Raw genomic sequence first — 25,833 nt, 5'->3', positions numbered from 1 at the left:
GCCCACCTTAGTTTGGGGTAGAGCTAGCATTGATAAATCCAGCAGATAATGAGCGAAAGCTGACTAGTTTAGTTGCAAAAACTGTAAAGCCTAGACGCTCACCGATTGGAAATGCTTGGCCAAAAAGTCGATAAATACGCGGGCCTTAACCGGCAGATGCTTGGTCGGCGAGTAGACCGCGTAAACAGCGTTCTCAAACGAGGTGAAGCTGATGCGGTAGTCCGGCAGAACGCGCACCAATTCGCCCGAAGCCAGCTCATTGGCAACCGCCCAATCCGGCATCAGCGACAAGCCCAACCCCTGCAACATAGCGATATGCAAAGCCGGGCCGTTATTGGTTCTAAAGCTGCCTTTGACCGGAATTTCCGTCAACGTGCCGTCTTCCGCCAGAAACCGCCAATTCACCCCACCAAGGTTGATCTTATAGGTCAGGCAATTGTGCTCGAGCAGGTCTTGCGGCGTGTTGATCGGCGGACGCCCCTCCAAATACGCTGGGCTGGCACAGAGTATGCGCTCGCTATTCACCAGCTTACGGGCGATCAGCGATGAATCCGCCAGCGTCCCAATGCGAATATCGACGTCGATATTGTTCTCAATAATGTCGACGTCCTCATTCGAGAGGGTCAGGTCGACGCTGATCTCGGGATACTGCTCCAGAAATGCGGGCAGCGCGGGCGCGATATATTGCAGCCCGACCAGCAAACGCGAATGCACATGCAACACGCCTTGCGGACGCACATGCTCCTGCGTCACCTCAATCTGGGTGTCACGCACATCGTTGAGAATGCGCTCCGCGCGCTGGTAAAACAACGTCCCCATATCGCTCAGCGATAGCTTGCGACTGGTGCGGTTTAACAGCCGAACCCCGAGCCGGTCTTCCAGCGCATTGATATAGCGCGACACCGATGCCGGTGAGAGACCAAACCGCCGACCTGCGGCCGAGAAATTTCCGCACTGAACCACGGTGACGAATAGCTCCATGTCACGCAGGCTAGGCAGGTCTTCAATTCGACGGCGCTCAACAGCTGCCGTCGGCGCAGATGGCCGGATGCTCATAGCAATATAGTCTCCCCGCGCTCTGCAGCTCCTCTGGGTATAGGGACAATACCGAACTGGCTGAGCGCTAATGCGACATAATCGCCCACTTTCGTTTGTATTATCAATAGTTTTGCAAAAATCGGAGTGGTTTTCCCCTAGCTGGCATACCAGAGCCATCCTCTCGGCAAACGCACGAACCTTCGGCCTAAGGCAAAAGAACTTCGCAGATTATGCAAATTTGCGCGGCATCTAAACGCGCTAAAGCTGATGCAAGCAAGTGCATCAGCCGGAACCATGATGACCGAAATCCAGATCCCCGCCAGTGCTGTGGCCATGTCCAGCGCCGTAAAACTCAACCGCCAAGACGATGTTGCTGTCATCTACATCGACAACCCGCCTGTAAACGCCAGCTCGGTCGCTGTGCGTCAGGGCCTGATGGCAGCACTGAACGACATCGCCAGCACGCCATCGGTCACAAGTGTCATTATCATTGGCGGCGGCAAGAGCTTTATCGCAGGCTCGGACATCAAGGAATTCGGCAAGGCTCTGCCCCCACCAGAACTGCCAGAAGTTCTCACAGCCATCGAGCAGTGCCACGCCCCCGTCATCGCCGCCATCCATGGCTCGGCGCTGGGCGGCGGCTATGAGCTCGCACTGGCTTGTGACTGGCGTATTGCTGTTCCAAGTGGCGTCGTCGGCCTGCCCGAGGTGAGCCTCGGCATGATCCCCGGCGCCGGAGGCACCCAGCGCCTGCCGCGTCTAGTTGGCATTCCACATGGCATTGAGATCGTCACCTCCTCGCGCCGCGTTGCAGCCGCTGAAGCCGCACGTCTCGGCATGATCGACGCCGTCGCCGAAACCGATCTCCTTGCGGACGCGATTGCCTTCGTGGCCGGCAAGTCCAAGCGCCTCAGCGCTCAGCTCACCCCGCCAACGGCAAGCGCAGAGGACATCGAAGCCGCCGCCCAAACTGCTCTCGCCAAGGGCAAGGGTCGTGAATGCGTCAGTGAAGCCGTTCGCGCTGTCCGCCTCGTTAAAACCACACCAGTCGCTGAGGCCCTGAAGCTCGAACGCGAGATCTTCCAGCGTCTGCGCACCGGCGAAGAAGCGTCAGCGCTTCGTTACAATTTCTTTGGCGAACGCGCCGCAGCCAAACCTCCAGCCGATCCAGATGCCACTCCGATCTCGGTCAAAACCACAGGCGTTGTCGGCGCAGGCACCATGGGCGCAGGCATTGCCAGTGTGCTCCTAACCGCTGGCCTCAACGTCATCCTCGTTGACAGCAATGAGGCCGTTATCGCCCGCGCCAAGGACACCATTGCCAAGACGCTTTCGGACGTCGAAAAGCTGGGCAAGCTCGGTAAGGCAACCGCTGCTGATCGCCTCGCCTTGCTTCAAACCGCAGACGACGTATCGGCGCTCAGCGACGTCGATTTGGTCATCGAGGCTGTCTTTGAAGACATAGCCGTTAAGACCGAGGTTCTGGGTAAGCTCGGAGCCGTCATGCGAGCTGACGCGGTTCTCGCGACCAACACTTCCTATCTCGATATCGACGTTCTTGCGGCGGCCTCTGGCCGCCCAAAGCTGTTCATCGGCCTCCACTTCTTCGCGCCCGTGCCGCGCATGAAGCTGCTTGAGGTGGTTCAGTGCGCCACCACTTCTGCGAGCACTCTGGCGACGGGCTTTGCCCTAGCCAAAACCATTTCTAAGCTCCCCGTGCTGGCCAAGCCTTGCGAAGGCTTTATCGGCAATCGCATCTACGCCAAGTATCGCGCGCAGTGCGAATACGCGCTCGATGACGGCGCTCTACCCCAAGACGTCGACGCAGCCGCAACCAAGCTCGGGTTTGCCATGGGCCTCTTTGCCGTATCCGACATCTCTGGCCTCGATATCGCTTGGCGTCTGCGCCAGAGCAAAGCGGCAACGCGCGATTCGCGCACCCGCTACGTTTCTCTGCCGGACGCCGTGTGTGAACTCGGTCGTCTCGGTCGCAAGACCAATGCGGGCTGGTATGACTATGACGAAAAAGGCAAGGCACAGCCATCGCCGGTCGTCACCGATCTCGTCATGCAGAACGCGGCCCAGCGCGGCACCGCAACCCCCGATGGGACGGCCATCGGCCAAGCCATCCTCGGCGCCATCGTCAATGAGGCCGCGCTCATCGTGGCCGAAGGCATCGCGCGCACGGCCTCCGATATCGACGTCGTTCTGACCAATGGCTATGGCTTTGCCAAGAACAAGGGCGGCCCGCTCTTCCAGGCGGCGCGCATGTCCCCTGCCGAGGTTGAATCGCTGGTCGATAAGGCCCAGGCTAATGCAGGCTGTGGTTTTGTGCGCGGCGATACTGCCGCCCTCCTCGCCCCGCTGCGTCAGGCCTAAAAGCAAAGGCCCCGGCAAAACCGGGGCCTCCATCACAATGCGATTGCCGGGGCACGCCCCGTCTTTTTTATGCGCGCCGGGCGGCCAGCGCATCCATCAGCGGGGGAATGGTGGTGGTGCAGGTGTGGATGGCAATCGCCGCCGTCAGCTGCAGCACGTCAGCAATCTCCTCCGGCGTTGCGCCATGCTTAAGCGCCAAGCCGATGTGACGTTCCAGCCCCTTCGGTTCCGGACAGACTGGCGAAGCGCAAATGGCAATGCGCACGAATTCCTTTACCTTGCGCGACAGCGGCCCCTCAGCATAGGGGATCTCCGCATAGCGCAGATAAGCGTCCATAAAGTCCGGCGCATAGACAAACAGCGCGTCGCCTCCTTCGGGCCAATAGCCGGTCAGCGCGATAAAACTTGTCTTGCGGTTTTCCTGCTCTTCGCTCAGCGCTGGCGTTTGCGCATATCCAGCGAGGCTTAGCTGGCGCACCAGAGCGCCCATGCCCGCTTCCATAGTCATATGCGAGGAGAGCGTCGTCAGCTGTATGACTTCCAACACCTCAGCTTCAGTTGCCCCCTTATCCAGCGCCATCTCAATATGCCGTGCCGCGCCAGTGCCATAGAGATGGCTCACAGCCCCGTCGGCAGCGATGTAGATAAACTCACAAACCTTCGGCTCGATACGCCCAGCCGCCGCTGGCGCATTCTGAAACTGCAAATAAGCCGAAAGATAGTTCGGCGCGCCTTCCAGGAGGCCATCGTGGAATTTGTGCCAATAGCCGCGCAGGCGAATGACGTCGTCTTTGAGTTGTTGGCGAGCGGTCGTATCCATGCTCTTCCCCATCATGGTGCAAACAAAAAGGGTGGGCACGTCGCACAATCGCCAACATGCCCACCCCAGAATTGAGTGGTGTCCGATCAGTCCTTAGCGTCGACGGCCACGTCGTTAGAAGCCGTGCGAATGCCCTTGCGCAGCATGGGCAGACCGGCGGTCGCCACCAGCACCACAACGCTCAACACTACAAAGCTGGCCGACACTGGCGTCGAGACGAAGATGTCGAACGAGCCGCGCGAGAGCAGCAGAGCTCGACGCATGTTTTCTTCGATCATCGGCCCAAGGATGAAGCCCAAGAGCAGGGGAGCAGCCGGATAGCGGCCCAAGATCATGAACACGCCGACGATGCCGAAACCGATCACGAGGAAAATGTCGAAGACATTGTTACGGATCGAAAACACGCCCACGCAGATGAAGAACAGCATGGCCACATAAAGCGCGTCGTAGGGGATCTTGAGGATACGCACGAACACGCCAATGAACGGCAGGTTGAGGATCAGCAGCATAACGTTACCGATCCAGAAGCTGGCGATCAGGCCCCAGAACAATTCTGGATGCTGATTGACCAAGCCAGGACCCGGCGAAATGCCGTGGATCATCAGCGCGCCGAGCATAACCGCCATAATAGCGTCGCCAGGAATGCCAAGGCTCAGGGTCGGAATGAAGGCCGACTGCACCGCAGCATTGTTGGCCGCTTCCGGCGCGGAAATACCAGCCATAGCGCCCTTACCAAAGATCTGCGGCGTCTTAGAAACGCGCTTTTCGGTGGCGTAGCTGATGAACGAAGCGATGGTCGCGCCCGTCCCCGGCAGAATGCCCAAGACCGTGCCAATCAGCGTGCCACGCACAGTCGGCATGGTGCTTTCTTTGACGTCCTTCTTGGTTGGGATCAGCGAGCGTAGCGTCACGGAATGAACCTTGAACGGGCTACCGTCACTACGCATCAGATTGACGAGAATTTCCGCCACACCAAACAGGCCCATCGCGATTGCGACGATGCTCAAACCGTCCGACAGCTCATTGCGGCCAAACTGGAAGCGCTGGACGCCGGTGTTCATGTCCATGCCCACGGTGCCAAGGACCACTCCTGCGATCACCATCGCGAGGCCCTTAAGCATCGAACCACCCGATAACGTCGAAGCGGCGATCAGGCCGAACACCATGATGGAGGTGTATTCGGGCGCGCCAAATGCGAGCGCCACATCTGCCAGCATTGGGCCCATGAACATCAGGACGAGAATTGCGAAAGTGCCGCCTACGAAAGACGACAGGGTCGTGACTGCCAGCGCCACACCCGCACGCCCATCACGCGCCAGCGGATAACCGTCGAGACAAGTAATGGCATTGGTGGCAGTGCCCGGGATGTTCAGCAAGATCGAGGCGATGGAACCGCCGTATTGCGCCCCATAGAACACACCAGCGAGCATGATGATCGCCGTGGTTGGTTCCATGTAAAAGGTCAGTGGCAGCAGCATCGAAATTGTCGAAAGCGCACCAATGCCCGGCAACAGGCCAACGATTGTACCCAACGCCACGCCGACAAAGCAGAACACCAAATTGTTCCACTCAAACGCCGTCGCAAAACCCATTTGGATGGCTGAAAAATAATCCATTGTCCGATGTCTCTCAGGCTACCAAGGGAAAGCGCGCAGCGGCATGCCAAGGCCGAAAATGAACAGCGCAACGCCGACGATCGGCAGCAGCACCACGGTGATGGCTATGCGCACTAGGTTTGGCTTGGGGTAAGCGAAGGCCGCGAGCAAGGCCATGGCGACAGTGGCAATAACCAGCCCCGCCGGCTTGAGCAGCAGCGCCCACGCCAACAAGCCTGCGAAGATGAAAAAGGCCGGACGCAAATTCATCAGCGCCCCTTCCTTTTCCTGGCCAGCATCAGGCGTTTTCCACGCGATCAACGCGCCGAAACCGGCCAATACCGTGCCTGTGACAACCGGGAAAAAACCCGGCCCCATCTTACTCACAGTGCCGAACGGGTAGGCCTGCGCTTGCGCAACCGCCAGCAATCCGATGATGAGAAGAACCAGCCCCCCGATCCTTTCAGACCAAGGTGACACTGTTTGTGCGCTCATAGAGCACCTCCCATATTCGATGTGCCGCGAGCGACACATGTCCTCCTTAAAGGCTTTCGCGTTGCACCATGTTCAGAAAGCAGTTGGAACAGCCGTTTCACTCACATGATCTATACAAAAACTGCAAAGCCATCAGACACGAAGACAAACCGCTAGACTTCTGAATACAAACGACTTTTTATGCTGCCTTGTGATTATTCACCCTTGACCAAGCCAGCGCGAAGCCTGCGCCGGCAACAATACTCAAACCAATCAACACGCCCATTGCTGTTGACGGCGTCGAAAATACCGACGCCAAAAGGCCAATCGAGAACCCAATCCCGATCTGCATGAAGCCATGAAGGGCCGACGCCGCCCCGGCGCGGTCGGGATGGGAGGCGAATGCTGCGGTCATTACGGCCGGCGCAGCGTGGGCATAACCAAAGGCATAAAACGCCACCGGCAACATCACCGACCAAAAGCTCGGCTCGGCGATCAGCGTCCCATAAAGCAAGGCCACCGCTGCCATAAGGACCATGCCAGCGCCCCAGGGCACGAGCTTTTCGGCTGGTATCGAGCGCATCAAAAACCGCGTCCACATCGAGGCCAACATGTAGACGCCCGACTGCAGGAACATCCCTGCCCCGAATATCTGCGGAGAAACACCTACCTGCGTGATCAGCAAAAACGGCAAGATGCTCGCCTGCCCATAGATCGCGCCAGCGCACCCCGCGGTGCATAAGGCCGGCCACATAAAATCCCGGCTACGCAGCAGGATCAGCATCGAGCGCGTCATCGCCAGCGGGCGAATGCGGGAGAGATCAACGGCCACCGCTTCCGGAATGAAAATCAGCACCAGCGCCAGAGTGAGCACCCCATGCGCAACCATGGTGGCAAAGGGCAATTGGTGATCGCCGAACAACAGCATCACGCTGCCAAAAGCGGGCGCAAAGGCAGGCCCCGAGGCGATAATAATCGCCATCATATTGAGAATGCGTGAGGAGGCTTGCCCGGAAAACAGATCTCGCACCAGCGCCCGCGAGATCACCAATCCCGCCGCCGCTCCTGTGCCCTGCACAGCGCGCGCCACAATCAGCGCTTCAATGCTCGGTGCAAACAGGCAGCCGACAGCGCCAATCACATAGAGCGTGAAAAAGCCCAAGGCGACATTGCGCCGACCAAGCCCATCGGCCAGCAGCCCACAGACCAACTGCCCCAAGGCAAGGCCGATATAGAAAACGGAAATCGTGAGTTTGCCGACCGCATCACTCGTGCCGAAGTCGGCAACGATAGTGGGCAATGCGGGGGTATAGATAGCAACTGAGAGCGGGCCGAGCGCGACCATAATCCCGCCGACCAGCCCCAGTTGCTTTTCTGAAATGCTTACTCGGGACATCCCTGCCCCGCGTGAAAGCGCGTGAACATTACGCGGTCACGACCATGGCCGCACCAACGGTCAGCTTCTTGGCCTTCTCGTCTTCGCACCAGACGTCGAGATGGTAGACGGTCTTGCCTTCTTCGTTGACGACAACGGTCGAGACCTTCGCGCAGGCGATGACGGTCATGTTTTCGTAGATGGGAGCGATGTACTTGGTCGAGAGACGGCTGCGGCAAGCGAACTGCGGGCCGAAGACGTCGATCAGCAAGCCCTGGATCCAATTTGTCGAGATCATGCCATCAGCGATAATGCCGGGCAGACCCTGCTTGATCGCATATTCGTCGTCATCATGGATGGTTGGTGGCTGGGTGTGCACGCGGCCATCGTCAGCGCCAATAGTCGGCTGACCATCCACATACCAACGCATACGCTCACGGGTCATCGCGCGTGGACGCGTACGGAATTCGGTGCCAGCTTCGAGAGAAAGGGTCACTGTAGTTTCTCCTTACGCAGACGCTTCGGGTTTTTGGGCGTAGGCCAGGATCACCTGGTCGCGATATCGAACCAGCAGTTCACCTGTTTCGACATTGGTCAGTTCCATCTCGAGCAGCACATATTCTCGGCCCTTCTTGAGATAGCGGTCCTTGATACGGCCGATCACACTAAGCTTGTCGCCAACGCGCGCAGGCGCGAAGACTTCGGCGTCATATTCGTAATGAATGCGTGCAGTTGGACCTGTGCCTTCTGGGCAAGCCGCATTGTAAAGGCGCAGCTTATCGAGGTGGATGAGCGTTGGTGGCATGATCAGCCCATCAGCGCCCTGGAAGCACTCATGGTGCATTTCCACGATGTGCGAATATTCGCGAATTACGAATGAGCTCAGCGTATACTCGACGGGACCGAGCACATCGCCCACGTCCAAGTCGGTAACATATCTACCGGTAGCCATAAGAGACTCTCGCTTGTGGTTATTAATGACGGGAAGTGGCGCCCTGTGCAGGCGCCCATGAGAAGACATCAGTGATGACTTCAAGTTTGGTCTGGTACGCGGCCCACGCCTGAGCGAGGTTCTCCTCGAACCACTCTTGGCTCCACCCCGCAGTGCTGCGCACATCGCGCACCAGTCGGGGCTGGCTATAGAGATAAAGCTCATTGCCGCGCGCGCCGACGATCTGCCCATTGAGTTGACGCGCAGCGTCACTGGCAACAAACGCAACCACTGGCGCCATGTTTTCCGGCATCGAGGCAAGACGAGCCAGACGCAGCTGTTCGGCGGCTTCTGGGGTCAATAAATGCTTGCGGGCATTGTCGGTCAGCTCGGTCATGCGGCTGGTGCTCGATGGCGCGATGCAATTGGAGCGAATGCCCAAATGCCCAAGATCGCGCGCGATCGTAGTGGAGAGACCAACAATGCCCAACTTTGCCGCGGCGTAGTTGACCTGCTGCGTGCTGCCAACCAGGCCACTGGCCGAGGTCATGTGAACGAAAGAACCACTGCCCTGCGCCACAAACTGCTTAGCCGCCGCGTGGCTGAGATAGACCGCGCCCAGAAGATTGGTGGCGTAAACCGCTTCCCAAGCCGCCAGCGTCATCTCTTTAAACGGCGACATACGGATGATGCCAGCGTTGTTGATAATAATGTCGAGCTGACCGAATTCATCCATGGCCTGTTCAACGATTGCAGGCCCTGTTTCGCGCGCCGTGACGCTCATTGTGTTGGCGACCGCAACGCCGCCCTTAGCGCGGATGGCGTCGACGACAATGTCAGCCGCCTTCGTGCCTGCTTGATCGCCAGCAAGGCTGACGCCGAGATCATTAACGATGACCCGCGCACCCAGTCCTGCCATATGCTCACACACGGCGCGCCCAATGCCGCCGCCACCGCCGGTGACAACAACAACCTTACCTTCGAGTGTCGAGTGCGAAACGCTCATAGCTTTGCTCCTTGAGCAAGCCGCGGCAGATCATCTGCCCATTCCGAAATTTGTTGGGTGAGGCTCTCTTCGCTCCATGGCCCATCGCTATGTGCAACGCGAACCGGCCGGGGCTGATTAAATAGCTGCACGCGGTTAGCGGTGATGGAAACTATCTGCCCGGAGACGGCTTTTCCGTTCTCGCTCAGGAGATGCAGAACAAGCTGCACAAACGCCTCAACATCAGCCTGCTCTGGACTTGTCGCCACCACATTGGAGCGCACCGAACCGCGCATATCCAGAGCTGTTCCACGCGAAAGCCCGGCACTCGCCAGGGCACTTACGCCAGCCACGCCGCCGTAGATCAGCGCCTGCCGATCGACAACGTGAATGATCAGGCCACCATTGCCTGCGCTCATAGCCTTAGAGGCGAGCTGCGAAAGGGTGAACCGTGTAGTGATTTCGATAGCTTGAGTAGAATTCCAAATATCTAAGTTTAGCGCATCAAAACGCGCTTGCTCATAGACCTGTGGCAGTGTCACCACTGCGTCCGGCACCCAGTTTTCGGGCAAGGCCAAAGCCTCGACGCCTTCTGCCGCGATAAAAACATCCGCACCAGCAGCCGCAAACAGGCCAGCAACCATCAACCACGGACCCGACTGGGCCGCACTAATAGCAATTCGCAATTTCGGGGACATGATACTCTGCCGGGGAGCGGCGAGGGCCGAAGCCCTCGCCAGGGAGGAGACTGTATTAGTCGATGGTCAGGCCGGTCGCAGCCAGTGCCTGCCAACCCGCGATGTCGGAGCCAAGGGTAACGTCAGCTTCATATGGGTTCGAGCCGGTCGGGGTCATGCCGACAGCGACCAGACGTTCTGTAATGGTTTGGTCCTCAACTGCCTTGGCGATACCCGCGCTGAGCTTTTCAACGATCGCGTCTGGCGTTGCCTTCGGAACGAAAGCACCAACCCAAATGGTCACGGTGGAGTCAGGAAAACCAGCTTCGGCCATAGTAGGAACATCTGGCAACTCCATCCAACGCTCAGGCGAAGTAACGGCGAGCGCCTTCAGCTTACCTTCCTTGATCAGCGAAGTTGCGGTGAGCGTGTCGAACACGACCTGCACTTCATTGGCCATCAGGCCAACCTGCGATGGACCGCCGCCTGCGTATGGAATGTGGACCATCTCAATGCCGGTCGCCTCTTGGAAACGTTCACCGATGAGGTGACCAGAACCACCAACGCCGGCAGAGCCCATGTTCAGCGCACCTGGATTGGCCTTTGCGTAATCAACCAGCTCAGCAACAGTGTTGGCGGGCAGAGATGGGTGAGCAACCAGAACAAACGGACCACCGGCAACGATCGACACTGCGCGCAGGTCTTCGGTCGTGTCGTACGGCAGGTTCTTATTGAAGGCCGCATGGATGCCTATCGCCGATGTGTGGAACAGCACAGTTTGGCCATCAGCGTCAGACTTCGCGACAAATTCGGTACCGATTACGCCTGATGCGCCAGGCTTGTTCTCAACCACAAATGGCTGACCAAACTGCTCGCTCAGAGACTGACCGACTAAACGCGCAGCCGCGTCTGACGAACCACCTGGGTTATAGGGGACAACCAAAGTGACCGGACGTTCAGGATAAGCGGCAGCATCCTGCGCAAGAGCACTGCTGGAGAACAGAGCTGCAGCGGCGACCACAGCCGCAGAAAGACGGAAAGACATAATTCCTCCTCAGGATTTTTATTATTTCCCTGAACCTATTGGCATTCAGGAAAGCCTCAACGCACAAAAACCGGCAAACATCTTCATGGAATTTGCAAAGTCGGACCTAAATTGGCGGTTCGATGGAAAATTTGAGCCTCCGGCTTGTGCACACCGGACGCCCAGGCTGCGCTTATTGCACAGGGATACCAGCCTTCTCGATCACCTCGCCCCACTTGGCGCGATCATTGGTGATCTTAGCGTCGAGCTCATCTGGGGTCATCCGCACCAGCGTAATGCCGAGATCGTTGAGGCGTTTTTCTAGCTCAGGCGAATTGACTGCCTCATTGTGCGCTTCACGCAGACGCGCGACGACGTCTTGTGGGGTAGCCGCTGGGGCAACAAAGTAGTTCACAGCAGTGGCTGAGAAGCCTTCGACCACGTCTGCAATGGGGGCGATTTCAGGAACCAGCGGATCACTCGCAAGGCTCGAAACGCCCAATGCGCGCAGTTCCCCGGTGCGAACATAAGCCAGCATCGAGGTCATTGAGTCGATCGACCAATCCACACGGCCTGCAATTACGTCAGGCAGGGATTCACCCGTCCCTTTATAGGGGATGTGCTCAACTTCAACGTCGGTCATCAGCTTAAACAGCTCGGACGCCATATGCGCGCTCGAACCAACGCCGGGGCTGGCGTAGGTCATATCGCCCGGAGCATCCTTAGCGGCTGCGACCAAGTCCTCAATGCTCTGGAACGGCGAGTCCGCCGGAACTACCAGTAGGTTCGGCGAGTCAAAGATCGTGCCCAGAACCTCGAAGGCCGTGTCTGGATCATATGGCAGGTTCGACTGCAGTAGCGGGCCAGTAATCTGGGTCGATGGCGTTGCCATCAGAAGGGTGTATCCGTCTGGCGTCGCTGCGGCGCCAGCAGCTGCGCCAACCGAACCACCAGCACCCGCGATGTTCTCAACGACAACGTTTTGCCCCAGAGCCTTGGCCAATTCTGGCGCATAAATACGGGCAACCGTGTCCGAACCGCCGCCAGCTGCAAACGGTACAATCAGCTTGATCGGACGATCTGGAAACTGGGCAAATGCCGCTGTCGGAAGCGCAAAAACGGCAGCCAAGCTGAGAGCTGTAAGGGTCTTCAACATTAAGGGATGTCCTCCTCTCGGGTCTTTTCGCCCGGACGTGATTAGGACTAACCCATGTTTTCGACACTCAAGTTTTCATAATCTGCAAAGCATCTACGCAGAGCTGGTGATTGCTCTGCCAAGACTGCAAGTCGGACAAGTGTTCCCAAAAACGGCGCCGTCTATTCCGCGCCGAAGGAGGACACTTTGCGCGACGTTAACCGCGAGCTTGTGACAGCCATGCTGTTCATAGGCACGGGGCTCGCCTTTGGAGGCTGGGCCCTTTTCAACTACGACATGGGCACTATGCGCCGCATCGGTCCTGGTGCCTTCCCGCTTGGTCTGGGAACCATACTCGCGGTCATCGGCGCCGTGCTGCTCCTGCCCGCCATTAAGCAATTGCGCACCGCCCAACCCGCACCCGCGTACACTTCGGACGACGCATCCGACGAACCCAGCTCGCTCCGTGCTGGTCTTTTTGTGCTGCTGAGCCTTGTGGCCTTTGCGCTCGTCCTGCCGCTCTTCGGCACCATCCCCGCGCTCTTTGCTCTGACCTACACCGCGGTGTTGGCCGAACCGGGCCGCGACTGGAAACTCACGCCAGCGATCATCGCCGCAGTCCTCTCCGCTTTTGTCTGGCTGCTGTTCAAACAGGCGCTGAGCCTCCCCCTTATCATGCTGAAGTGGCCCCTCTAATGGACCTCATTTCCAACATCAGCTTGGGTCTGGCGACAGCCCTCACCACCACCAACCTGCTTTATTGCACTCTTGGTGTCGTCATCGGCATGATCGTCGGCGTCATCCCCGGCGTCGGCACCATGGCATCCATGGCCATGCTTTTCCCGCTCTCGTTCTACATGGCGCCAGAAACCGCCCTCATCATGCTCGCGGGCATTTGGTACGGCACCGGCTACGGCGGGCGAACTGCCTCCATCCTGCTCAACATTCCCGGCACCCCGGCCAACGCCGTTACCTGCCTCGACGGCTATCCGATGGCCCGCCAAGGCCGCGCTGGCGTCGCGCTTCTCCTCACGACCTTGGCATCCTTTGTCGGCGGCACAGTCGGCATTGTCCTCTTGATGGGCTTTACTCCCATCATCGCCAAATGGGCTCTCGCTTTTGGTCCCGCAGAGTATTTCACCCTCATGGCACTGGGCCTGATCGCCGCCTCCGCTATTTCGGATGGCTCAGCCCTAAAAGGCCTGGCGATGGTTATCGTGGGCATGATCTTTGGCACCGTTGGCGCCGACGTCTATACAGGCACCCCGCTCTATACCTTCGACATGCTTGAGCTATACGAGGGCATTGGGCTCGTCCCCCTCGCCATGGGCCTTTTCGGCATCGCCGAGGTCATCTCCAGCATTGGCAAAATCAAAGCGGGCGACATCGACCGCAAATCTGCCAGCTTTAAGGCCATGAAGCCGACCCGAGACGACCTGCGTCGCTCTTGGTTCCCCATGCTGCGCGGCTCTTCAGTCGGCGCCTTCTTCGGAACCCTCCCCGGCACCGGCCCGTCGGTTGCCTCCTTCCTCTCCTACGCGCTCGAAAAGCGCGTTTCCAAAACGCCTGTGCGTTTCGGCAAGGGTGCTGTGGAAGGCATTATGGCGCCAGAATCCGCCGACAACTCCGCCGAGATGACCTCCTTCATCCCGACACTCGCCCTCGGCGTCCCCGGCAGCGCCTCCATGGCGCTCATGCTCGGCGTATTGATGATCCACGGCATCCAGCCCGGCCCCGGCCTGATCAATGATCAGCCGCAGGTCTTCTGGGGCCTCATCATGAGCTTCTGGATCGGCAACGTCATCCTCGTCTTCCTCAACATCCCGCTCATTGGGGTTTGGGTACGGATGCTGATGATCCCCTACCACCTGCTCTACCCATCAATTCTCGTCTTCGTCGCCATCGGCACCTACACCGTCAGCAACTCGATCTTCGACATTGGCATCGTGCTGTTCTTCGGCGCGCTTGGTTGGCTGTTGCGCGTGCTGCACCTCCCCGCCGCGCCGCTGCTGCTCGGTTTCGTGCTTGGTCCCTTGATGGAAGAACACTTCCGTCGCGCCATGCTCTTCTCCAAGGGCAGCTTCACCACCTTCTTCGACAGCGGCATCACGAAGGTCGTGGTCATCCTCTGCGCCATCCTTTTGTTTTGGAGCATTGCCTCCGCATTCCGCTCCCAACGCAGCAAACAGTCCTGATCGCAAAGCGAGATATAAAACATGAGCTACCAGTTCTACACCGTTGAGATTGCGGAATTTATCGCAACTGTCACTATCAACCGTCCGCCTGTGAACGCTCAAAACGGGCCTATGCGCGAAGAGCTGATCACCATCTTTGAAACCCTCGGCGAGCTTGACGAAGTCCGCGCCATCATCCTCACCGCCAATGGCCGCGTCTTCTCCGCCGGTGCGGATATCAAGGAGCGCGTTGGCATCGCCGCCGGAGCTGGCGACTACGCGCGCAACAACCGCATCGTTCGTAATTTCTTCGACGTCGTTGCCGATTGCCCCAAGCCTGTCATCGCCGCTGTCAACGGCCCGATGATCGGCGCGGGGTTCGTCCTCGCCCTCTGCTGCGATATTATGATCGCTGCCGAAACCGCCAGCTTCCAGATGCCAGAGGTCAACGTTGGCCTAGCGGGCGGCACTGCCTTCATCTCCGAGCACTTCGGCCGCTCCCGCGCCCGCGCCATGTACCTCACCGGCCGCACCTATCCAGCATCCGAGCTGTATCGCCTCGGCGTTGCTGAAGCCGTTGTGCCTAGCGAGCGCTTGCTTGAAGAAGCCATGGTCTACGCCCGCGAAATCGCCGCCAAGAGCCCCCTCGCCATTCAGGCGGCCAAGCAGGGCTTCATCAACGTCAAAGAAATGCCCGTCCGCGACGCCTACCGCTACGAGCAAACACTCACCGTCGCCCTCTCCAAAACCGAAGACGCCAAGGAAGCCCAACGCGCCTTTGTTGAAAAGCGCGCACCCGAATTCAAGAGCCGCTGAGAAGCCCGAACGACAAGACGCACATACAAATTCCCGGCCCATAAATCTATGGGCCGGGAGTTCTCTATTCGATGCTCGCTAAGTCACTGTCGCCACATAGCGTGGCAACAAACTATCCCCCAAGATAGCGCTTGGACAGCTCATCACGATCCAGCAGCTGGTCTGATGACCCATGCTGCACAATGCGCCCGCTTTCAAGCACATAGCCGTAAGAGGCATATTGCAGCGCCAGGCCAACATTCTGCTCCACCACCAAAATGGAGAGCTTCTGCTCTTGATTGATCTTGGCCAAAATCTGGAAGATTTCCGCTGCAATCTTTGGCGCTAGCCCCATCGAGGCCTCGTCCACCATCAACAGCTTTGGACGCGCATAAAGCGCACGACCAATGGCCAGCATCTGCTGCTCACCACCCGAGAGGAAGCCTGCAAACCCAGATTTGCGCGCCGCCAATTGCGGAAAATAGTGGTAAATCTCGTCGTGATTGCGCTTTGCGCCCGGCTGATTTGTGTCGCGCGCAAATGCCGCCGCGTCGAGATTTTCCTCCACGGTCAGATTGGTGAAGACATAACGACCTTCTCGAACATGCAAAATGCCGTCCCGTGCGCGCTTATAAGAGGGCGCAGACGTCATATCCTTGCCACGGTAGCGTATCGCACCAGGCGTCGCGCGCCCGTTTTCGAACTGCAGCAGGCCTGAGATCGCCTTGAGCATGGTGGATTTGCCCGCGCCATTGGCGCCAAGCAGAGCCACAATGCCGCCCTCAGGCACGCTCATCGATACATCTTCAAGCCCGATGATCGCCGCGCCGTAGGTTACGGTCAGATTGCTCACTTCAAGAGCAGCCGTCATCGCAAATTCCGTCTTTTGGAGTAATGTGAGGACCGACCCTGATTAAGGGTCGATCCGAGGCTTTGGTGTCGATTTATTCGACTTCAGACCAAGCGGTTTCCTCGCGCACCACCAGCTTGCCGTCTTCGACATTGTAGCGGTAAATCACGCCATAGGGGACGCGCTGGCCCTCGAAGTGGATCGGAGTGCCGAACACACCACCGGTGTCGAGGTCTTGAATGGCGTTGATTTCAGCAATCAGATTCTCGCCGTTCAGCTCGAGATCCTTCTCCATCGCATTGCCAATGGCTTCGCGCAGCACGAGTGCTGCTGCCCAGCTCTGCATGTAACCAACGTTGGCGTAGCCGGTGTATGGCTTGGCATCCCAGGTCTTGAGATAGTCCGCGATGGTGTTCATCATCGGGGTGTCGGTGTCCTCAACCAAGAGGTTCACCGAGATCGCGCCGAGATAGTTATTGGCCGCATCACCAACAGTTGCCACTACTTCTGGGTGCGAACCAAAGAGCGTTCCCATGAACTGGGTGTCGATGCCGTAGTCCTTGGAAAGGCGGACGATTTCTGGCCAGACGTTTTCTGCATAGCCGTGGAAAATGGTGTATTCCGGCTTGGCATTGCGCAGCTTCACAGCTGCCCCGGTCACGTCGACCTCTACCAGCTTGGTCTCGAACTCCATGGCAACTTCAATGCCCAACTCGGCGGCCTTGGTGCGCATATATTCGAGCGGATCGCGACCAAATTCAGTGCCCGAATAGATGAAAGCGATGCGGGCTGGAGCGTCACCCTTATGGGTGGCCTTGATGTAGTTCAGCAGCTGCCCGACTTGGTCAGAATAATTGGTGCCTGCTAGGAAGTGGTATTTGAAGTCTTCGGTGTTCACGAGCTCGGAAACGCCCGAGGTGCCAGCCATGAGCACCTTATAGGTCTCGTTGTTCTCCGGGGAAATCGCACGGATGAACGAGGTGCCATTGCCGCCAGTGAAAACAACGTCGCCATCGGCAACGGCCTTCTTAAAGCCAGCAACGCCCAGCTCGACCTTATATTCGTCGTCATAGAACGACACTTCCACCGGACGGCCACCAATGCCGCCTTCCTTGTTGATCCAATCAACAGCGTGCTGCCAACCCACTTGCTGGGCCTGACCGGTCACAGCGATCGGGCCGCTCAGCGCCAGCGGGATCCAGAATTTCAACGGCTCAGCCGCCATGCTTGGTAGCACCGAACCCAGTGCAATGGCCGAAACCGACAGACCCATCATCAAACGGCGGGACATGGTTTTCATTGTAAACTTCTCCTCCAGAGATCGTCTTGCGTGAGCCAGAGCGCCAAAAGTTCTGATGCAGATGTGCGCTCTGGGTAGGCTAGGCCACGGCTGTTGCCGAAGCCGATGCTTAGTGGCCTGTCGTGGCCTCAACAGCCTGGGTCTTGCCCATCAACCGCTCCACGATCCCCACGAGCCCGCGTGGTTCGAAGACGAGGAAGAGCACGATCATCAGACCGAACAGAATTTCGCGCAGTGGCGAGGAATAGCGCGCCATGTCGAGCCCTTCAGGGCCGATGACCTCAATGGCGTGCTGCAGTAGCTCTGGGGCCAGCGTCATAAAGATCGCGCCCAAGATCGAACCAATGATCGAGGCACGACCACCCACAATCACAGCCGCAAGGAAGAAGACCGAGACCAAAAGGGTGAACTGCTCTGGGTTCACGAGACGCAGGAAGGCAGCGAGCAGCGCCCCTGCCGCCCCGGCATAAGCCGCGCCCAGGCCAAAAGCCAAAAGCTTAGTATAGACGACATTGATGCCCAAAACCTGCGCAGCATAATCGCGTTCACGCACGGCAATAATGGTGCGCCCAAGGCGGGTGCGGAATAGGTTCCGTGCGCCCAAGCAACCAAAGAAGGTCACAAAAGCGACGAAGAGATACATGCCCAGATCGCCCATACCGAAGATATCGGTCGCGGGCAGGCTCAACCCGCGGTCGCCCCCGGTCACAGCCGTCCACTGCTGGAAGATAAAGCTCAGCGTAAACTGTGCCGCCAGCGTCGCCACAGCGAGGTAAACGCCCTTGATGCGCAGCGCCGGTATCGCAAAAACCACACCCACGGCAAAGCCGGACACAGCGCCAATGATCACCGAGAGCCACAGCGGCGTGCCCAAGTGAATGGTTGCCAGCGCGCTGGCATAAGCGCCAACGCCCAGGAAGGCCGAGTGGCCGATGGACATCAGTCCGCCGTAACCAACAGTGATGTTCAGGCCAACGGTTGCCAGCACATTTATGGCCACCAGACACGCCATATAGGTCAGATAAACCGAGCCCAGCGTCGGAAGAAGCAGCAGAATAGCAGCAAAGGCAATCCAGCTTATGATTTCACCGGCATTGGCGCGCCAAACAGATTGCGTGGTAGCGCCAGCGCCCGCAGAACTTGTAACCGAGCTCATATTCTTTCCACCCGCTGTTCACCAAAAAGACCATTGGGCTTGACCATCATCACAACGAGCACGAGCAGGTAGGGCACAAAGCTCTGCCAGGACGAGCCGAGATACCAACCCACGACAAACTCAAGCCAACCCACGATAAGGCCAGCGATAACCACGCCACCAACACTGGTCATGCCAGCCAGCATCACCACCGCCAGAACGTTCATGGCGATCGAACCCATTTGTGGGGTCACCCCGTTCACCGAGGCGGTGACAATGCCCGCAGTTGCCGCGAACACACCGGCAAAGATCCATGCCAGACGGAAAACACCGCGAATATCGATACCCACGCTTTCCGCTGTTACCTGATCGGCCGAAGCGGCCCGGATAGCGGTGCCGGCGCGCGAATAGCGGTAGTAGAGAATAAAGCCGATGGAGATGACAGCGACGATCCCTGCCGTCCAAACCAGGCGACCGGGAATAAGCAGATCGCCCAGAAACAGAGGCTGACGCGGCAGCAGTTCAGTCATCTCGCGGGCGTCTGGCCCCCAGGTGAGCTGGGCGAGGCCGCGCATAATGCTCGACACGCCGAAAGTCACCATGATCAAAACGACGGGCGGGCGACCGAGCAAGGGGCGCGTCGCCAAACGCTCAATAATCACCGCCGTAATCGCCGCGCCAAGCAGCGCCATCGGCAGGGCAGCAAGCCAGCCAAAGCCAAGCTGCACGTCGAAGAAATAGAAGTAATACGTGCCCGCCATCATCATTTCGCCTGTGGCGAAATTGAAGACATTGGTAGCCTTATAGACCAGCACAAAGGCCAGCGCGATCAGTATGTAAACCGAACCTGACGCCAAGCCGAGAATAGAGATTTCGAGAAGTTCTAGCATGGCAGGGCTTAGTCCTGTCCCAAATAGGCGTCGATAACAGCCTTGTCGCGACGAACCTCGTCTGGCGTGCCAGCGGCAATCACCTTGCCGAAATTGAGCACGGTGATCTGGTCCGACATGGCCATGACCGAATCCATGTGGTGGTCGATCAGCAAAGCGGTGACATCGGTATTGTCGATGATACGGCGGATATGGACTGCCATCTGGCTCTTGTCGGTATGGTTCATCCCGGCAAAAGGCTCATCGAGCAGCAATAGGCTTGGTTTCATCACCAGTGCGCGTGCCAGCTCAATGCGCTTGAGCACGCCATAGGGAAGCCCCGACACGGCTTTATCGCGGTATTCGCGAATATCGAGCATGTCCAACACGCTCTCATCGATCTGGCGGGTCGCTTCAATTTCCTCGCGACGCGCCTTCCCGAAATAGACCAAGCCCGCGAACAATCCCGCCTTGAGGTGGGGGTGTACGCCTAGCTTGATATTCTCCAAAACGCTCATGCCGGGAAACAGCGCAAGGTTCTGAAATGTCCGAGAAATACCCAAATGGGCGCGAGCGCTGGCTGGCTTACTCACGAGATCATTGTTCATGAACTCAATGGTGCCGCTTGCCACCGGATAAAAGCCGGAGATCGCGTTAAAAAGTGTCGTCTTACCGGCGCCATTCGGACCGATCACCGAGGTGACACGGTTCTTAGGCACGTTCAGCGAAACATCAGTGAGCGCATTGATGCCACCAAAGCGAACACTGACACCTTCGACGCGTAAAAAGGTCGACTGCTGCAATAGAATTCCCCCTGACAGGCGCTTGGGTGCGGCCTTTTGTCATAGCCAGCGATCTTGGCAGGTAGAGAAACTTCAACAAGCGGCACAATCTGCAAACGTTGTTGCCAATTCTTGCAAAGTTACAGCTGAGTGCCTTTGCGTAGATTGGCGCCCAAACAAAGGGGAAAAACGATGATTAGAGTCGGCGACATCATCATAGATTGGGTAGAGGAACTGGTGGTTTACGACCCACCTGAACTGTTTGGCGAGATGACTAGCGATGACCTCGCCGGACACAGTTCTTGGCTTACACCGGACTATTTTACTGAAGAAAATGGGTTTTATGTCGGCGTCTTAAGCTGGATCATTCGAACACCTACGCGCACGATCCTTGTCGATACTGGTGCAGGCAACGACAAAGTCCGTCCGACTTCACCACGATTTGGCGGCCTACATACGCCGTTCCTCGAAGGTCTTGCACAAAAGGGCATCACCCGTGACCGGCTTGATCTCGTGATCCTAACCCATCTTCATTTGGACCATGTGGGTTGGAATACACTGCTGGATAACGACAAATGGGTGCCAACCTTCCCCAACACACGGCACATTGTATCAGCGATCGAGTTGGCGCATCGCGACCCGGAGCGAGGCGCTGCGGCCCGCCCACCAGCCACATGGCAAGTCTACAACGATAGCGTTAGACCACTGGTCGATGCCGGCTTACTCGAAACTGTTGAAGGCACAGAGGATTTAGGTGAAGGCCTGAGCCTTATCCCCCTGCCCGGTCATAGCCCCGGTCAAATGGGCGTGCGTGTTCAAAGCCAGGGCCAGTCGGCGATGTGTATCGCTGACGTCCTACACCAGCCTATTCAGGTCTATCACCCGAGCTGGAACTCGCGCTATTGCGAAGACCAAGAAACCGCCCGTACAACCCGCGCCAAGGTTCTCGCAGAAGCTGCTGACTACAATACGCTCTTGCTACCCGCGCACTTCGGCAACTCGCACTGCGGTTATGTCCACAAGACCCCTTCCGGCTACAGCTACGAAGCATTCAAGGGGTGAACTGCGCGATGATCGAAACGACACAGTTCAGTCAAATCAATGGAATAGCGCTCCGCTCTACCTTCACTGAAGGAGGATCGGTGACTTTGGGGCTCATCCATGAGTTGGGGGGCAGCCTGAACAGTTTTGACGATTTGGTCCCTCTCTTGGCCCCGCATTATTCGGTGTTACGCGCAGACCAGCGGGGTATGGGACTGTCCGAGAAGGTCGCTGGTCCTTTCAACGTTCGCACACTAGCAGACGACTTTATTGGCCTGCTCGATCACCACCAAATCGCCGAGCCAATTGTCTTGTTGGGTGCAGCGGTGGGCGCGTCTATCGCTACACAAGTTGCCCTCAGCGCCCCTGATCGCGTCAAAGCATTAGTGCTCGCCGCGCCTGCGCTTTTCATATCGGAAGAGCGTCGGGCTGCAGGGCATGAAATGGCTAATCGCCTCGAAGCTAATGGCATGCGGGAGATTGCCGAAATCGTCGTTGGTCGGTCTTTCCCAGAACACCTTTGGAGCAGTAACGCACAGAAAGAACACGTGATTTCGCGGTGGCTGGGAGCAGACCATCGCGGTTATGCTGCAACGCATCGCATGCTACTTGAGCTAGACCTAAGGGAACACTTGGGCGGTTTGACTATGCCAGTGTTGGTACTCGCTGGCGAGTATGACCCTCATGCTCCAAGAGCATTCCTGGACGACGCCACGGCCAAAATTCCAAACCGGGAAGTTCGCGAAATTTCAGCAGGCCACTTCATGTGCGTGCAATCGCCAGAACTGGTGGCTGAGTGCATCCATCACTTTGTAGCTGAGCTATAAAGTCAAATGGTGGGATTTCTCTTATTAGACAGGGCGATGTTTCTCACGAATGTCTATAACAAGCGCAACGCTCTGGCACAGACACCTATCCTTCAGATTTGCTGGCCAGACAGCTCTGGCCGATACCCCGATGAGCCAGGCTGTGACAGTAACATTGCAGAGGTGCAACGGATAAAGTCGCTTCGGAACTGAACATCCCACGATGCGCACAATGCACTCTAGCCAGATCGAGAATATCGGCGAACAATGTTGCCGGGCAGGGGCTCGAGCTTAAGCATGCGAATTGCCCGTTCTCGAGACATCAATTCACGGAGGTATCCAAAACAGCTTAGCGGCCATTTTGACTGAGCAACCTTGCATATGCGCGCGAGAACACCGGTCGACGAGCGTCACTTTGCAATGCCCTATATGGGACTGTGAACCAATAAGTGAGCATATGACTTTGCGGTGCGTAGCGGTCAGAATGTCACTGGCCATCTCGTACCATCTTTCGCCGAAAACGATCAGTTCATAATCGATTTTAGTAGCGATGCCTCGCGCACAAACCTACAAGTCGTTTTCCCCCTACCCCTCCTCTTCCCATCTTAAAGCGATTTGGTGCAAATGGGGTGCGCTATCGTGAACAAGCCGGCCGTACTGACGGTTCGGCCTGTTGAGATGGAAATGTCGTCGGGGAGTTCGGCGGCATGGAGCATGACCTGAATTCACCAGGTCCGGCGCCACCATCCCCGCAAAAAGACAAGCCCCCGGGGCCTCCTGCCGCAGTCATGCCAACGCTTCGGGAGCTCCCTTCCACGACCGCCGAACTTGCCTGCGATCGAGTTCAGGAGACGGGCCTTGAACTGTCCGCGGCCAGGTGAACTCTGCCCCTTCGAGCCCAGCAGGTCATGACCGATCGGTGCCCTTCCAGTAAGCAAGTTCAGCCGGGCTTCCGTCCGGGCACAGGAAAAATCGAACCGGTGAACGGGTTCCTGCCATCTCGTTTCATCACCATCGCTGCGTGCTCTGCCCGCCTGGAGCGGGTCGAACAGACTACCGAAGCAGAGGCGGCGGGCGCCTGAGTAGGAGAAATTTCATTCCGGTCCTGTGTTCAATCAGCACTTGTGTCTTTCCGGGCAAGTTGCGGAAAAGTTGCCGGCAGCTTGCGGGTACACAGACCCAGAATGGTCCGGGGGCACGGTGACGCTCCAGTTAACCCAATGATTTTGGAAACGCGCTGATCGTGTCCCTCGGCGTGGTGTAACTGAGGCAGGGCCTCCACGCATATCCGGCTTGGCCGGGTTGGTCAGCGTGCGGGGACTGCCGGCAGGCTGACGAGGGGATCATCGCTCAACGGGGCGACGGATTCCAGCGTCATGTATCTGGCGCGCTGCACAGCCCACTCATCGTTCTGCTCAAGCAGGATGGCGCCAACGAGCCGGACGATGGCATCCTCGTTGGGGAAGATGCCCACCACCTCGGTCCGCCGCTTCACCTCGCCATTCACCCGTTCTATCGGGTTGTTGCTATGCAGCTTGGCCCGATGCTCCCTGGGGAAGCTCATGTAGGCAAGGACGTCGTGCTCGGCCTCGTCCATGATGGTGGCGAGCTTGGGCACCCGCGGACGGATCTGGTCGGCAACGGCGCGCCATTGGGTGCTGGCGGCCTCCGGCGTCTCCTGAGCGAAGGCCGTGGCGATAAAGGCACTGGCCACGCGGCGACCGCTCTTGCCGGCATGGGCAAGGACGTTGCGCATGAAGTGGACTCGGCAGCGTTGCCATGTGGCACAAAGCACCTTGGTGACGGCCGCCTTGATGCCCTCATGGGCATCGGAGATCACCAGCTTCACGCCTCGCAGGCCGCGGCGGGTCAGCTTGCGCAGGAACTCGGTCCAGATCGCCTCGGCCTCCGAGGTGCCGATCTCCATGCCCAGCACCTCGCGCCGGCCATCCGCATTGACGCCCACCGCCATGATGGCTGCCACCGAGACGATGCGGCCGCCCCTGCGTACCTTGAGGTAAGTGGCGTCGATCCACAGGTAGGGCCAATCGCCCTCGATCGGCCGCTCGAGGAAGGCCTTCACCCGCCCATCGATCTCCTCGCAGAGCCGGCTGACCTGGCTCTTGGAGATGCCACTCATGCCCATGGCTTTGACCAGGTCGTCCACCGAACGGGTTGAGATGCCCTGGATGTACGCCTCCTGGATCACCGCGGTAAGAGCCTTCTCGGCCAGCCGCCGAGGTTCCAGAAAGCCCGGGAAGTAGCTGCCCTTGCGCAGCTTGGGGATGCGCAGCTCGACCGTGCCGGCCCGCGTCTCCCAGTCCCGCTCGCGGTAGCCATTGCGCTGGACCCGCCGCTCGGCGCTCTTTTCGCCATAGCCGGCCCCAGTGGCGGCACCCACTTCCATCTCCATCAGCCGTTCGGCAGCGAAGCCAATCATCTCACGCAGAATATCGGCGTCGGGGGTCTTCTCTACCAGCGTGCGCAGGTTCATCATCGTGTCGGTCATCGGTGGTCCTTCAGGTGCAGGGTTGGGGTAAGCAACCAGACCTTACCGGAAATCCGTCGATGACCACCCAGCCGCTCGCTCGCTACGGCGCTCCTAATGGCGCGCTCGCGAGCGGCTTGACCACCTCAGTTACACCACGTCCCGGGACACGACCAACGCGCTCCGCCTCATCCCGACCAGCCATGTGCGCCAGCTTCTCGTTCTACACAGCCTAGCTGACAGCCAAATTGCATTCTGACCCGGCGCGGGCCTGGATGCGCGTCCCGCCTGGCAATCCCGTGCTCGTCGGACTTCGGCACGTCAGCTGCATGTCGGGCAAGGGGCGTTATCGGACAGACGCCGCCTCTGCAGGACCAAGTTCCAGTCCGCTCGCCACGAACACCTAGTCCGCCTTGGTCGTACCCATTCTGACCGTAATGCTGAGGCATGGGGTGATTCGCACTTACCTCGGCACATTCACCGCACATTTGCTACGTACGCCAACTTCCCTTTCCGCACCTTATCGCTGGCACATCGGGGAGCCTAAAAACGCCGTCACCTTGCAGTAGCGATGTGATGACCGGGCATAAGGTGCGGGATCCTCGGCTGCAAGGTATGGAGGCAATCATCGAGTGGGATCAGGGTGCCGGAACCACTTCGCCATCGTCTTCTGACTGATGCCTTTGATTGCGTAGCGCCAGCCCTCAGGGTTTGATGACCTCCCTGATAGGATCGTGGCATGGAGTTCGAGCACCACAGGCGGCTCACCATTCCAGCCGACGTTGCCGTGTACTTCTGCGATCCTCAAAGTCTCTGGCAACGTGTCAGCAACGAAAACGCTAACTGCCTGCTTTTTAGGACGTCGCCCTCCTCAGTGACCTGCGCCAGGTCCCGCCTTAACTGCGGGGTCTCTTCTGCCTGACCCCAATCTTGAAACGTTCGATGCATGTTTCTTGCGCCACTCGCACAGTGAATGCGCATTCACGTCTAGGAGCTGCGAAACCTCGGAAACCCTAAAGCCCTGCTCGGTGATCTGACACGCCGCATCGCGTTTGAACTCTTTATTGGAAGGCGTCTGCTACTCCAGTGGCTATTCAGACACAGGACCTGAACTAGGGCCCCTTGTTTGTCTGGTTGGTCACGACGGCGGCGGCCTCTTT

General features: G+C 58.2%; 23 protein-coding genes and 1 pseudogene. 7 read left to right on the top strand and 17 right to left on the bottom strand.

The features are described from left to right. Positions 1-90: 90 nt before the first annotated feature. A complete protein-coding gene (locus tag H4N61_RS02985) occupies positions 91-1,056 on the bottom strand; it encodes a LysR family transcriptional regulator (RefSeq protein ID WP_182394935.1) in 966 nt (321 codons plus the stop codon). 276 nt (positions 1,057-1,332) lie between these two features. Between H4N61_RS02985 and H4N61_RS02980 the strand changes: the two genes are divergently transcribed. Then, positions 1,333-3,417, top strand: coding sequence for a 3-hydroxyacyl-CoA dehydrogenase NAD-binding domain-containing protein (locus H4N61_RS02980; protein ID WP_210271238.1), 2,085 nt, complete (start codon positions 1,333-1,335; stop codon positions 3,415-3,417). Positions 3,418-3,484: 67 nt separating this feature from the next. On the opposite strand, the gene H4N61_RS02975 is transcribed toward H4N61_RS02980, so the two are convergent. The 10 genes from H4N61_RS02975 to H4N61_RS02930 form a co-directional block, all read right to left on the bottom strand. Beyond that, positions 3,485-4,237, bottom strand: coding sequence for a carboxymuconolactone decarboxylase family protein (locus H4N61_RS02975; RefSeq protein WP_169196751.1), 753 nt, complete (start codon positions 4,235-4,237; stop codon positions 3,485-3,487). An 86-nt stretch (positions 4,238-4,323) separates the two neighbouring features. After that, on the bottom strand, positions 4,324-5,853 hold the full coding sequence (locus H4N61_RS02970; protein ID WP_169196750.1) for a tripartite tricarboxylate transporter permease: 1,530 nt from the start codon (positions 5,851-5,853) through the stop codon (positions 4,324-4,326). Between the two features lie 18 nt (positions 5,854-5,871). Then, positions 5,872-6,327, bottom strand: coding sequence for a tripartite tricarboxylate transporter TctB family protein (locus H4N61_RS02965; RefSeq protein ID WP_169196749.1), 456 nt, complete (start codon positions 6,325-6,327; stop codon positions 5,872-5,874). 178 nt (positions 6,328-6,505) lie between these two features. Beyond that, the gene (locus H4N61_RS02960) at positions 6,506-7,702 is read right to left on the bottom strand and encodes a multidrug effflux MFS transporter (RefSeq protein WP_182394933.1); all 1,197 of its coding nucleotides are present in this window, start codon (positions 7,700-7,702) and stop codon (positions 6,506-6,508) included. 28 nt (positions 7,703-7,730) lie between these two features. Continuing rightward, complete coding sequence (locus H4N61_RS02955) at positions 7,731-8,177, bottom strand: MaoC/PaaZ C-terminal domain-containing protein (RefSeq protein ID WP_248306557.1); 447 nt, start codon at positions 8,175-8,177, stop codon at positions 7,731-7,733. 12 nt (positions 8,178-8,189) lie between these two features. Beyond that, positions 8,190-8,633 (bottom strand): hypothetical protein, encoded by a 444-nt coding sequence (locus H4N61_RS02950; protein WP_182394931.1) that lies wholly within the window; start codon positions 8,631-8,633, stop codon positions 8,190-8,192. Between the two features lie 22 nt (positions 8,634-8,655). Next, the gene (locus tag H4N61_RS02945) at positions 8,656-9,618 is read right to left on the bottom strand and encodes an SDR family NAD(P)-dependent oxidoreductase (RefSeq protein ID WP_182394930.1); all 963 of its coding nucleotides are present in this window, start codon (positions 9,616-9,618) and stop codon (positions 8,656-8,658) included. Further along, positions 9,615-10,295 (bottom strand): hypothetical protein, encoded by a 681-nt coding sequence (locus H4N61_RS02940; RefSeq protein WP_182394921.1) that lies wholly within the window; start codon positions 10,293-10,295, stop codon positions 9,615-9,617. The genes H4N61_RS02945 and H4N61_RS02940 overlap by 4 nt, the downstream gene beginning before the upstream one ends. A 55-nt stretch (positions 10,296-10,350) precedes the next feature. Continuing rightward, entirely contained in the window at positions 10,351-11,319 is a 969-nt protein-coding gene (locus tag H4N61_RS02935) for a tripartite tricarboxylate transporter substrate binding protein (RefSeq protein WP_169196744.1), read from the bottom strand. Positions 11,320-11,491: 172 nt separating this feature from the next. Further along, positions 11,492-12,454 (bottom strand): tripartite tricarboxylate transporter substrate-binding protein, encoded by a 963-nt coding sequence (locus tag H4N61_RS02930; protein ID WP_182394919.1) that lies wholly within the window; start codon positions 12,452-12,454, stop codon positions 11,492-11,494. A gap of 186 nt (positions 12,455-12,640) precedes the next feature. On the opposite strand from H4N61_RS02930, the gene H4N61_RS02925 reads away from it, so the two are divergent. From H4N61_RS02925 to H4N61_RS02915, 3 genes are read left to right on the top strand one after another with little or no spacing between them, the layout of a single operon-like run. Beyond that, on the top strand, positions 12,641-13,129 hold the full coding sequence (locus H4N61_RS02925) for a tripartite tricarboxylate transporter TctB family protein (protein ID WP_169196742.1): 489 nt from the start codon (positions 12,641-12,643) through the stop codon (positions 13,127-13,129). After that, entirely contained in the window at positions 13,129-14,628 is a 1,500-nt protein-coding gene (locus tag H4N61_RS02920; RefSeq protein ID WP_182394918.1) for a tripartite tricarboxylate transporter permease, read from the top strand. Before H4N61_RS02925 ends, H4N61_RS02920 begins: the two co-directional genes overlap by 1 nt. A gap of 21 nt (positions 14,629-14,649) precedes the next feature. Continuing rightward, positions 14,650-15,423 (top strand): enoyl-CoA hydratase/isomerase family protein, encoded by a 774-nt coding sequence (locus H4N61_RS02915; protein WP_182394916.1) that lies wholly within the window; start codon positions 14,650-14,652, stop codon positions 15,421-15,423. Positions 15,424-15,535: 112 nt separating this feature from the next. Here the strand turns inward: H4N61_RS02915 and H4N61_RS02910 are convergent, their stop codons facing one another. From H4N61_RS02910 to H4N61_RS02890, 5 genes are all read right to left on the bottom strand, one after another. Then, entirely contained in the window at positions 15,536-16,273 is a 738-nt protein-coding gene (locus H4N61_RS02910; protein WP_169196739.1) for an ABC transporter ATP-binding protein, read from the bottom strand. 73 nt (positions 16,274-16,346) lie between these two features. Beyond that, the gene (locus H4N61_RS02905) at positions 16,347-17,552 is read right to left on the bottom strand and encodes an ABC transporter substrate-binding protein (RefSeq protein WP_182394914.1); all 1,206 of its coding nucleotides are present in this window, start codon (positions 17,550-17,552) and stop codon (positions 16,347-16,349) included. A gap of 109 nt (positions 17,553-17,661) precedes the next feature. Next, positions 17,662-18,708 (bottom strand): branched-chain amino acid ABC transporter permease, encoded by a 1,047-nt coding sequence (locus tag H4N61_RS02900; RefSeq protein ID WP_169196737.1) that lies wholly within the window; start codon positions 18,706-18,708, stop codon positions 17,662-17,664. After that, positions 18,705-19,577: a branched-chain amino acid ABC transporter permease gene (locus H4N61_RS02895; protein WP_182394913.1), complete on the bottom strand. Its 873-nt coding sequence runs from the start codon at positions 19,575-19,577 to the stop codon at positions 18,705-18,707. Before H4N61_RS02895 ends, H4N61_RS02900 begins: the two co-directional genes overlap by 4 nt. Before the next feature lie 8 nt (positions 19,578-19,585). Then, positions 19,586-20,359 (bottom strand): ABC transporter ATP-binding protein, encoded by a 774-nt coding sequence (locus H4N61_RS02890; protein WP_182394911.1) that lies wholly within the window; start codon positions 20,357-20,359, stop codon positions 19,586-19,588. Between the two features lie 171 nt (positions 20,360-20,530). On the opposite strand from H4N61_RS02890, the gene H4N61_RS02885 reads away from it, so the two are divergent. Both H4N61_RS02885 and H4N61_RS02880 read left to right on the top strand, forming a co-directional pair. Further along, complete coding sequence (locus H4N61_RS02885) at positions 20,531-21,400, top strand: MBL fold metallo-hydrolase (RefSeq protein WP_182394909.1); 870 nt, start codon at positions 20,531-20,533, stop codon at positions 21,398-21,400. Positions 21,401-21,408: 8 nt separating this feature from the next. Next, entirely contained in the window at positions 21,409-22,206 is a 798-nt protein-coding gene (locus tag H4N61_RS02880) for an alpha/beta hydrolase (RefSeq protein WP_169196733.1), read from the top strand. Between the two features lie 1,285 nt (positions 22,207-23,491). Here the strand turns inward: H4N61_RS02880 and H4N61_RS02875 are convergent. Continuing rightward, positions 23,492-24,694 carry an IS256 family transposase gene (locus H4N61_RS02875; protein WP_182394280.1) on the bottom strand — a complete coding sequence of 401 codons (1,203 nt, stop codon included), beginning with the start codon at positions 24,692-24,694 and terminating at the stop codon, positions 23,492-23,494. Positions 24,695-25,403: 709 nt separating this feature from the next. On the opposite strand from H4N61_RS02875, the pseudogene H4N61_RS18320 reads away from it, so the two are divergent. After that, positions 25,404-25,526: pseudogene (locus H4N61_RS18320) on the top strand (IS30 family transposase); the annotation flags it as partial. Positions 25,527-25,833 lie beyond the last annotated feature (307 nt).

The organism is Devosia sp. MC521 (assembly GCF_014127105.1).
Taxonomy (GTDB): domain Bacteria; phylum Pseudomonadota; class Alphaproteobacteria; order Rhizobiales; family Devosiaceae; genus Devosia.
This window is presented reverse-complemented; position numbering and strand designations above follow the sequence as displayed.

What these genes read in the sequence shown, in the direction of transcription:
- H4N61_RS02985 (WP_182394935.1), bottom strand. Translation starts at nt 1,056, where the DNA reads ATGAGCATCCGGCCATCTGCGCCGACGGCAGCTGTTGAGCGCCGTCGA.
- H4N61_RS02980 (WP_210271238.1), top strand. Translation starts at nt 1,333, where the DNA reads ATGATGACCGAAATCCAGATCCCCGCCAGTGCTGTGGCCATGTCCAGC.
- H4N61_RS02975 (WP_169196751.1), bottom strand. Translation starts at nt 4,237, where the DNA reads ATGGATACGACCGCTCGCCAACAACTCAAAGACGACGTCATTCGCCTG.
- H4N61_RS02970 (WP_169196750.1), bottom strand. Translation starts at nt 5,853, where the DNA reads ATGGATTATTTTTCAGCCATCCAAATGGGTTTTGCGACGGCGTTTGAG.
- H4N61_RS02965 (WP_169196749.1), bottom strand. Translation starts at nt 6,327, where the DNA reads ATGAGCGCACAAACAGTGTCACCTTGGTCTGAAAGGATCGGGGGGCTG.
- H4N61_RS02960 (WP_182394933.1), bottom strand. Translation starts at nt 7,702, where the DNA reads ATGTCCCGAGTAAGCATTTCAGAAAAGCAACTGGGGCTGGTCGGCGGG.
- H4N61_RS02950 (WP_182394931.1), bottom strand. Translation starts at nt 8,633, where the DNA reads ATGGCTACCGGTAGATATGTTACCGACTTGGACGTGGGCGATGTGCTC.
- H4N61_RS02945 (WP_182394930.1), bottom strand. Translation starts at nt 9,618, where the DNA reads ATGAGCGTTTCGCACTCGACACTCGAAGGTAAGGTTGTTGTTGTCACC.
- H4N61_RS02940 (WP_182394921.1), bottom strand. Translation starts at nt 10,295, where the DNA reads ATGTCCCCGAAATTGCGAATTGCTATTAGTGCGGCCCAGTCGGGTCCG.
- H4N61_RS02935 (WP_169196744.1), bottom strand. Translation starts at nt 11,319, where the DNA reads ATGTCTTTCCGTCTTTCTGCGGCTGTGGTCGCCGCTGCAGCTCTGTTC.
- H4N61_RS02930 (WP_182394919.1), bottom strand. Translation starts at nt 12,454, where the DNA reads ATGTTGAAGACCCTTACAGCTCTCAGCTTGGCTGCCGTTTTTGCGCTT.
- H4N61_RS02920 (WP_182394918.1), top strand. Translation starts at nt 13,129, where the DNA reads ATGGACCTCATTTCCAACATCAGCTTGGGTCTGGCGACAGCCCTCACC.
- H4N61_RS02915 (WP_182394916.1), top strand. Translation starts at nt 14,650, where the DNA reads ATGAGCTACCAGTTCTACACCGTTGAGATTGCGGAATTTATCGCAACT.
- H4N61_RS02910 (WP_169196739.1), bottom strand. Translation starts at nt 16,273, where the DNA reads ATGACGGCTGCTCTTGAAGTGAGCAATCTGACCGTAACCTACGGCGCG.
- H4N61_RS02905 (WP_182394914.1), bottom strand. Translation starts at nt 17,552, where the DNA reads ATGAAAACCATGTCCCGCCGTTTGATGATGGGTCTGTCGGTTTCGGCC.
- H4N61_RS02900 (WP_169196737.1), bottom strand. Translation starts at nt 18,708, where the DNA reads ATGAGCTCGGTTACAAGTTCTGCGGGCGCTGGCGCTACCACGCAATCT.
- H4N61_RS02895 (WP_182394913.1), bottom strand. Translation starts at nt 19,577, where the DNA reads ATGCTAGAACTTCTCGAAATCTCTATTCTCGGCTTGGCGTCAGGTTCG.
- H4N61_RS02885 (WP_182394909.1), top strand. Translation starts at nt 20,531, where the DNA reads ATGATTAGAGTCGGCGACATCATCATAGATTGGGTAGAGGAACTGGTG.
- H4N61_RS02880 (WP_169196733.1), top strand. Translation starts at nt 21,409, where the DNA reads ATGATCGAAACGACACAGTTCAGTCAAATCAATGGAATAGCGCTCCGC.
- H4N61_RS02875 (WP_182394280.1), bottom strand. Translation starts at nt 24,694, where the DNA reads ATGACCGACACGATGATGAACCTGCGCACGCTGGTAGAGAAGACCCCC.